The organism is Anaerococcus tetradius (assembly GCF_947087635.1).
Taxonomy (GTDB): Bacteria; Bacillota; Clostridia; order Tissierellales; family Peptoniphilaceae; genus Anaerococcus; species Anaerococcus tetradius.
Genome location: NZ_CAMUDP010000006.1, coordinates 83491 through 91867, shown reverse-complemented (window position 1 = coordinate 91867; position 8377 = coordinate 83491). Strand labels below are relative to the sequence as shown.

Sequence of the window (8377 nt, the reverse complement as noted above, 5' to 3'; positions counted from 1 at the left end):
TAAATTGTACATTCTTATCTAGCCAGAAGTGTACATTTTTATATTGACATTTATAATTTACAAAAATAGCAGGGATATCATGCTCGTCTCTGCTCGATTTTATCTTGATTTCTTCTATATCCTTATCTTTGGCAAACTCATCATACTTATCCTTATAGAGGCTGATATTTTTTATAGTATCCTCCCTACTAATAAGATTAGTAAGGCCATTAAAGGTCGCACTGCCAATAAAAATCCCAATGGCTAAGGCTAAAATAATAAAAAGAGCTAATACTGCTCCAACAACAAGCTTAATTTTCTCCTTCATGATCTCCTCCTTTACTTTATTATAAAATATTTGATAATTTTTGACAATATTGAGGAAAACATTTTACATCCGCTTTACAAAGTAACAAAAAAAGATCTCTCCTAAGAGAGATGCTTTTCTTATATTAGGCCTTTTTCTTAATTACTCCGTAGATTAGTCCACCTACAATTGAGCCTACTAGGACTGCTCCTATAAATAGGGCTGCTTGGCTTAGGCTTGACATAGCTGCTAGGACGAAGATTCCTCCGTGTGGAGCTGGTGCTGATACATTGAAGGCTCCAACTATTGCTCCTGCTATGGCTGATCCTATAACACTTGCTGGTATAACCTTGGTAGGTTCTGCTGCTGCAAAAGGAATGGCTCCTTCTGTTATAAAGCTTAATCCCAAAATGTAGTTAGTAATTGTTGTCTTTCTTTCTTTTTCTGTAAATTTATCCTTAAAGAAAGTTGTAGCGATTGCTATGGCGATTGGTGGAACCATTCCTCCAACCATTACTGCTGCCATAAAGGTTCCAATTCCTGTATCTGTGAAGGCGCCTATGGCGAAGGCGTAGGCTGCCTTGTTGATAGGACCCCCCATATCTACTGCCATCATTCCTGCAAGAATTGCTCCAAGCACTAGCATGTTTGCACCAGATAGGCTTGTTAGCCAGTTGTTGATGAAGCTGTTTATGCCTGTAAAGATTGGATCTATTACAAAGAACATTATAGCCCCTACTATTAATAGACCGAAGACTGGATAGATTAGCATTGGCTTTAGACCTTCAATTGATTTTGGAAGGTTTCTTGTAGCCTTTTTCATGTAATTTACAACATAGCCTGCTATAAAACCACCGATTAGACCACCAATAAAGCCTGCTCCCCTACTTGCCATAAGTCCTGCAACCATACCTGGCATGAGGGCTGGTCTATCTCCTATTGACATGGCGATGAAACCTGCAAGGATTGGGATTAGGAAGGTGAAAGAATCTCCACCAAGACCATTCAGGAAGCTGAAGGCAAGGGACTTATCTCCAGCAAATCTTTCTACTAGGAAAGATATTGCCATTAGGATTCCACCACCAATTACAAATGGAAGCATGTGGCTAATACCATTCATCAAATCTCCGTAGATTTTTTGCCAGAAGGATTGACCCCCACTCACTTGTTCTTTGACTGCGCCTTTTTCTCCATCTCCATGGAAAATATTAGCTTCGCCCCTGATGGCTTTTTCTACTAATTCGTCTGCCTTTCTGATTCCATCAGATACTGGTCTTTGGATGACTTTCTTGCCATCAAATCTGTTGGTTTCAACTTTTTTGTCAGCTGCAATTATTATTACATCTGCTTCTTCGATTTCTTTGTCTGTGAGTCTATTTTTGATACCATCAGAGCCATTTGTCTCTACCTTGATGCTTGCTCCAGCCTTAGCTGCTGCTTTTTCGAGGGCCTCTTGGGCCATGTAGGTGTGGGCTATGCCGTTTGGACAAGCTGTAACTGCTAGAAGTTTAACGGTCTTTTCACTTGCCTTATCTGATGGTGCTTTTTCTTCAAGAACTTCTTTCTTTTTTTCTGAGTATTTTTCGATTACTCCATAAACATCATCAGCACTTTCACACTTCTTTAGGTCATTTATAAAGCCATCTTTCATGAGCATCTTGGAAAGCTCTGCCAGGGTTTCTACATGGAGGTTGTTTGCTCCAGCTGGTGCTCCTATGGCAAAAAATATTTCTGTTGGCTCGCCGTCTAGGGCTTGGTAGTCAAGGCCTCCGACTTTTCTTGCAAAAAGAACTGCTGGCTCTTTGACCGTTTCATTTTTGGTGTGAGGGATAGCAACTGATTCGCCTAGGGCAGTTGATCCTTCTTCTTCTCTTTTTATAAGACCATTTTTGAAATCTTCCCTACTTTTTACATAGCCTTTTTCATAAAACTTATCAGCAATCTCTTCTATAGCACTTTTCTTATCATTAGCACTTAGATTAAAGATCATCAGGTCGGCTTTTAATAAATCTCTAATTTCCAATTTCACTTACCTCCACTTTTTTTAGAATTTCATAAATTTTTTCCTTGCTTCCTATATCTGGACTAAAGGCAGTTGCTGTACCACAAGCGACAGCCAGCTTATAGGCATCCTTTTTAGTTAATCCTTCCCTTATACCATGGACAAAACCTCCAACCATGGAATCTCCTGCCCCTACGGAATTGACAAGCTTACCATCAATCGCCTTAGCACGATAAACACAATCCTTATCCACAAAGATAGAACCTTCTTTGCCAAGGGATACTATCACATTTTCAGCTCCAAGCCCCACTAATTTCTTAGCATAAGTTACCATTTCATCGAAGCTGTCTATATCTCTTTCAAAAATATTTCCTAATTCTTCCTTGTTAGGCTTAATTAAGATTGGCTTATATCCTAGATAAGAAAGAACTTCCTTGTTCGCTATATCAATAGTAAAATCGCACTTAGCCTTCTTTATTACTTGCTTATAAAAGTCCTTGTCAAGGCTTTTTGGAAGTGAACCAGATATAACAAGAAGGTCGTCCTTGCCTATTTCTTTAATCTTTTTGAAAAATCTCTCAATCTCTTCCCCATCAATATGTGGGCCTTCTGCGTTAATTTCAGTTTCCTTATCATATTTAAGCTTGGCATTAATCCTTGAATCTCCCTTGATTTTAGTAAATTCTTCCCTAATTCCAAGCTCTCTTAGCTTATCTTTGATAAATTGACCAGTAAAACCACCAACAAAGCCTATATTAATCGGATCATTTCCCAAATTCCTTAGAATTTTAGAAACCATGATTCCCTTGCCACCAGCATATTTTTCTGTAGAAATTGCCCTAATTGTCGCTCCATCTACGAAAGAATCAAATCTCATAATATAATCAATGGATGGATTGGTCGTCAATGTATAAATCATTCATCCTCCCCTATCAAAATCGCTTCATCACTCCTACAAATCTTTGCATGATAAAAATTATGGGTCTTGGACCTATCTGCCAAGACAAAAGCCTTATCGGAAAGCTCAATAACCTTTCTTTTAATCAAGGCCTCATTAATATCAGCCGTATAGAAATAATCATCATCATAGCCATTAGCCCCAACAAAGGCTAAATCAAAGCTAAAATTTTCTAGCTCATTCATAGCTACAAGTCCAGTAGTTGCCATAGTCTTTGCCTTGAGCTTGCCACCAAGAATTATAGTATCAAGCCCCTTAGCCACTAATTTATTAATATGCATAAGACCATTAGTAACTATCCTTATCTGTCTTGCTTCGATAAAATCAATAAGCTCGCTTGTGGTAGAACCTGCATCTATGTAAACTAAAGACTTATCCTTAATAAGACTTGCTGCCTTTTCTCCTATAAGCTTCTTTTCTCTAAGCTTCGTTTTCTCATTATCGTAAAAACTTCTCTCATCAGCCCTAATATCTAGGATAGCTCCTCCATGTACCCTTTTAATTTTTCCAGCATCCTCTAGCAGATCCAGATCACGCCTTAGGGTCGAATCACTAGTCTTTAACAAATCCTTCAAATACTTATTAGATACTTTCTTCTCTCTAAGAAGGGCATCCATAATAAGGTCTAATCTCTTTTCAACTATCATAAGTATATTATATCGTCATTATCTACCATTTTCAACCAAAAACGTTCATAATCCTTCTTGATTTGACTAATCCTGCAAATAAACTATAATTATTAAAAGCGGACAATTTCTACATAAGGAGTTAATATGAAAGAACTAGAAGAAAAAATATTAGAAGAAGGTATTGTAATAGGACCTAATATCCTTAAAGTTGATTCCTTCCTCAACCAACAAATTGATTGTAATCTCATCCAAGCAATGGGCAAGGCCTTTGCTGAGCACTTCAAAGATAAAAAAATAGATAAGGTTCTAACAGTTGAGTCATCTGGAATAGCCCCAGCCCTAGCAACAGCTATTGAACTTGGTGTAAAGTGTGTATTTGCTAGAAAGCAACAATCCCTAACCACAGGCGATAATGTCTACCACTCAAGCGTATATTCTTTTACCAAACAAGTTACAAATGAGCTAATAGTTTCAAAAAACTTCCTTAAAGAAGACGAAAACGTCCTAATGATAGACGACTTTTTGGCAAATGGTCAAGCAGCCAAAGGCATGGTTGCCCTAGTAAGACAAGCTGGCGCCAACCCAGTAGGTATTGGTATAGTAATAGAAAAGTCCTTCTCTGAAGGTCGTGAAGTAATCGAAAAAGAAATGGGACTAGAAATCTACTCCCTAGCAAGAATTGCCAAGCTTGAAGAAGGTAAGATTACATTTGTTCAAGATTAATGATAAATGAAGATATTTTTTATAAGGAGCACATAGCTCCTTTTTTGATTATGTAATATCTCACTTGAAAAGTTTTTATATACATATCACTAACTGTTAATTATTCAACTAAAACATCAAAAAAAGTCGGATTTCTCCGACTTCCTTTGAAATATGATAATCAAATATCATACTTTATGATTTTTTTCTTTTTTCTTGCTTACAAATAACATAGATGCTGTACCCATTAATGTTACTAGGACTTCTTTTAATGGATATACACCAGTCTTGACATTTTCATTTTTTGATTGTTTTTTAGCGTGTGATAGCTGAATCTTGTTTGATAGTTCATCACGCTCAGAACCCTTACTAGTTTTCGATTTATTTGAATCTGTACTAGAATTTTGAGTAGCTTGATATTGTTGTTTTTCTTGCTTTTCATTATTTGATGATATATTTATCTTTGTATCTTGGTCTACTCCAACACTTGGTTCTGTATTTGTACCTTGGTCTTCACCAACACTTGGTTGTGTATTTGTGCCTTGGTCTACTCCAACACTTGGTTGTGTATTTGTACCTTGGTCTTCGCCAACACTTGGTTCTGTATTTTTGCCTTGGTCTACAACTTTATTTTTTACAGTAACAACTAAACTTACTTCTTGGGTGTCACCATCATTATAGGTAATTTTTATTTTCCCTTCATATTGTCCTGGTTTTTTAGTATCGATTTTTGTCTCAGTTATATCTTCAACTTTATTAATCTCAAAAATATTTCCATTATTATTTACAATATTATCTGTTAAATCAAAAGAGTCACCTACTGTTACTTCCTCATTTTTAACCTCAATAAGTTGAATATTTTGAGTATTTACCTTGACATACCATTGGATTTTATTTTTTGGGTAAGATACTCCTTCTTCCTTATTTTTGGCTTTGACATATTCAGAACCAAACAAATCACCATATTCATTTTCGATTTTTTCTATTGTTTTTTCGTTTTTCTTGCTTGTAACCCTATATTTTTGACTTTCACCTACCCTATGAGCTCCAATTGATTTTAGGTAAGATTCACTTAAAGTATACCCATTTCCCCCTCTGCTATCACTAAGCTTTAAATCAAATATATTTGTTTGTGGTTTAACGATTATAACCTGTCCGCTCGTTTCCCTTTTGCAGGTCTTATCTTTTAGCACACTTAAATCTTTTATATAATTTCCATTTAATGTAATGAATTGCTTAACAGGGGTATCTTTAATTGGGCTTATATCCTTTATCTTATTTGATTTTAAATTTAGATAATCAAGATTCTTAAGATCTTTGATTGGAGTCAAGTCAGAAATTTCATTTGAGTCAGCTGTCAAGTTTTTAAGTTCGCTAAGATTTTTTACAGAACTTAAATCACTAACCTTATTATCTCTAAACTTTAATTCTTTTAATTCTTTGAGTCCTTCAACTGGGCTAAGATCTTTCACATCGTTATTATTAAACATTAGCTTTTCTAAATTAGTGAAACTTTCTATTCCCTTAATTGAAGTTATGCTCTTATTCTTTCTTACAAACTTTCTTTTCTCTTTATCGAAAGGAGCTTCATTGGAAACACTCAACTGACTAGCAAGGAGAGCCTCCCTTTTAGTTATGAAATTCTGATTTTCTGGCATCTTGTATGATTTGTCAGTCAATACCAACGAATATTTATTTTGATCAAATCTTCCACTACCTTGCTTGTACAAATTAATAATCGTTTTCTCTAATAATTCATCTTCAAATGTAATATGCTCATCTAATGTAGCACTACTATCACTAGATTCTTTTCCCTGGTCCCTAGTAGAAGTTGGGCTTGTTGCATCTGAACTATTTTGTGGACTTTCCGTTGTTGTATTTGAGTCGCTTTCACCTATAGGGTTTTTGGTATCTGTGATTTTATTTGCTTCACCATGTTCTTCGCCTGCTTGTGCATAAGAAACATTATTAATTGATAATGTACCTAAACTAATAGAAGCTAGAAGCATAATTTTAATCAACCTATTATTCATAATATCCTACCTTTCTTTCATACTTAATAACTTTATTATACTGATTTCTATTTATAACCTCAACAAATACATATATAAAACTTATATGTAAAAAAGTTTATTTAGTCTATAACTAATCTTTGAAACTATATAAAATTTAGCAATTTTCCTATATAATACTTATATCTATAAATGCTAATGATTACTTAAAATGATTATAAACTATATTGTTGATAGATTTTGCCTAGTGCTTACGAATATATAGGTGAAGGAGGATGGAATGGATGAGAGAAGAATAATTGATGGAATAAAAATCAAAGATGAGAAATGTCTTATCGAATTTATTGATGTCTATGGCAAAATTATGAAGGCGAGTATCGTTAAGACAATTGGCTCTAGGAATGAGCTTGTTGAGGAAGTCCTAAATGATAGCCTCCTTGCTATTTGGGATAATATTGATTCTTTTGATGAAACTAGGTCGTCTTTCAAAAATCGGTGTGCAGGAATTGCTAAATACAAGGCAATTGATTGTATCAGAAAGGAAAATCGCCACAAAAGTCTTGACCTTGATGAGCTCAGCGAAACAATCGCCTACGAGGATGACTTTGACCTTGATGAAGCAGAAGAAATCTTAAACCTTTTATCTGATGAAGATAGGGAGATTTTTGTGAAACTTTTCTTGGAAGGCTACAAATATGAGGACCTAGAAAAGGAAACTAAGCTTTCCAAAGAAAGACTCTACAACAAGGTCTCACGAACAAAGAAAAACTTACGTCTTAAATTAGGAGGAACTTATGAATAATATTTATGATAAGATTAATGATATGGATTTTGCTACAGATGAAATTGACCTAAGCGATTTAGAAAAAGCAAGACTTATGAAAGTTGCCAAGGCCTATAGCAAGAAATCTTACAAAAAGAAAATAATCGCCATAGCTTGCGCCCTAATACTCGTTGCAGGCTTTGGTATAAGCCCTGCCAGGGCTGAGCTTGTAAAAGTTGCAACAGATGTCAAAGTTAGCATGATGGAGGCTTTTGGAGCAAGCCCTGAATCCTACAAGTATGTAACTAGCCTTAACCAACCAATAAGTCTAGGCGATGATGATTTTGTAATAGGCAATCTCGCCTTTGATAACAAATTTCTTTTTATAAATACCCTAAGAAAGGCAGATGGTCAAGATACTAAGCTTAATTCAATCCTATACAAGCTTGTTGTTAATGGAAAAACTTATAAGCTAATGGGAGCATCAGGCTCGAAAGTTCTCCTCAAGGATGGAAAGACTACTAGCGAAAATCTTATGTTAAACTTTGACGAGGAATTTCCAAGCCTAGAAAATGCCGATGTCGACCTCTACTATATGAATGGTAATGCGACAAAAGTTGTCTCCCTCAAGGCTGATGTAAATACTGTAAATGATGAAAATAAGATATTAGCAGAAAATATGCCCCTAGCCAATAGTCAAGCTAAAATAAGCCTTATGAAAATAAATCCTATAAGCCTAACTTGCCTTATCGAAAATCTCGATGATGGATACTCCTACGACTTGGAAGGACTTGATGAGGACGGCAGGAAAGTTTCCCTTGATGAAAGGCTTATGGAAGATGGCAAGGCAAGCTTCGTCTACAATGCTAGTTTTTCAGACCTTAGCCTTGATGAAATAAGAGATGGCAGAGAAATAAAATTTAGCCTAAAAGCAAGCAAAAGAAACAAAGAATCTGGCAAAGAAACTGATGGCAACTACCAAACAATATCAGAATTTACTTGCTCTTGTAACTAGGATTTCCAAT

7 protein-coding genes and 1 pseudogene are annotated in these 8377 nt (G+C 35.5%); 3 read left to right on the top strand and 5 right to left on the bottom strand.

All coding sequences use genetic code 11. The features are described from left to right. From P6936_RS03325 to P6936_RS03310, 4 genes and pseudogenes are all read right to left on the bottom strand, one after another. Positions 1 to 307: pseudogene (locus P6936_RS03325) on the bottom strand (hypothetical protein); the annotation flags it as partial. Positions 308 to 431: 124 nt separating this feature from the next. Further along, positions 432 to 2309, bottom strand: coding sequence for a PTS fructose transporter subunit IIABC (locus tag P6936_RS03320; protein ID WP_276880851.1), 1878 nt, complete (start codon positions 2307 to 2309; stop codon positions 432 to 434). After that, positions 2299 to 3207, bottom strand: coding sequence for a 1-phosphofructokinase (pfkB, locus tag P6936_RS03315; protein WP_276880850.1), 909 nt, complete (start codon positions 3205 to 3207; stop codon positions 2299 to 2301). Before pfkB ends, P6936_RS03320 begins: the two co-directional genes overlap by 11 nt. Further along, positions 3204 to 3893 carry a DeoR/GlpR family DNA-binding transcription regulator gene (locus P6936_RS03310; protein ID WP_276880849.1) on the bottom strand — a complete coding sequence of 230 codons (690 nt, stop codon included), beginning with the start codon at positions 3891 to 3893 and terminating at the stop codon, positions 3204 to 3206. Before P6936_RS03310 ends, pfkB begins: the two co-directional genes overlap by 4 nt. 126 nt (positions 3894 to 4019) lie before the next feature. Here P6936_RS03310 and P6936_RS03305 point away from each other — a divergent pair, with 126 nt between their 5' ends. Then, complete coding sequence (locus tag P6936_RS03305; RefSeq protein WP_276880848.1) at positions 4020 to 4598, top strand: xanthine phosphoribosyltransferase; 579 nt, start codon at positions 4020 to 4022, stop codon at positions 4596 to 4598. Between the two features lie 167 nt (positions 4599 to 4765). On the opposite strand, the gene P6936_RS03300 is transcribed toward P6936_RS03305, so the two are convergent. Beyond that, positions 4766 to 6610: a leucine-rich repeat domain-containing protein gene (locus tag P6936_RS03300; protein WP_276880846.1), complete on the bottom strand. Its 1845-nt coding sequence runs from the start codon at positions 6608 to 6610 to the stop codon at positions 4766 to 4768. Between the two features lie 259 nt (positions 6611 to 6869). On the opposite strand from P6936_RS03300, the gene P6936_RS03295 reads away from it, so the two are divergent. Beyond that, a complete protein-coding gene (locus P6936_RS03295) occupies positions 6870 to 7391 on the top strand; it encodes a sigma-70 family RNA polymerase sigma factor (RefSeq protein ID WP_276880845.1) in 522 nt (173 codons plus the stop codon). Then, positions 7384 to 8367, top strand: a complete 984-nt coding sequence (locus tag P6936_RS03290; protein ID WP_276880844.1) for a hypothetical protein — start codon at positions 7384 to 7386, stop codon at positions 8365 to 8367. Before P6936_RS03295 ends, P6936_RS03290 begins: the two co-directional genes overlap by 8 nt. Positions 8368 to 8377 lie beyond the last annotated feature (10 nt).

Coding starts and splice junctions, on each gene's coding strand:
- pfkB (WP_276880850.1), bottom strand. CDS start 3,207: ATGATTTATACATTGACGACCAATCCATCCATTGATTATATTATGAGA.
- P6936_RS03310 (WP_276880849.1), bottom strand. CDS start 3,893: ATGATAGTTGAAAAGAGATTAGACCTTATTATGGATGCCCTTCTTAGA.
- P6936_RS03305 (WP_276880848.1), top strand. CDS start 4,020: ATGAAAGAACTAGAAGAAAAAATATTAGAAGAAGGTATTGTAATAGGA.
- P6936_RS03300 (WP_276880846.1), bottom strand. CDS start 6,610: ATGAATAATAGGTTGATTAAAATTATGCTTCTAGCTTCTATTAGTTTA.
- P6936_RS03295 (WP_276880845.1), top strand. CDS start 6,870: ATGGATGAGAGAAGAATAATTGATGGAATAAAAATCAAAGATGAGAAA.
- P6936_RS03290 (WP_276880844.1), top strand. CDS start 7,384: ATGAATAATATTTATGATAAGATTAATGATATGGATTTTGCTACAGAT.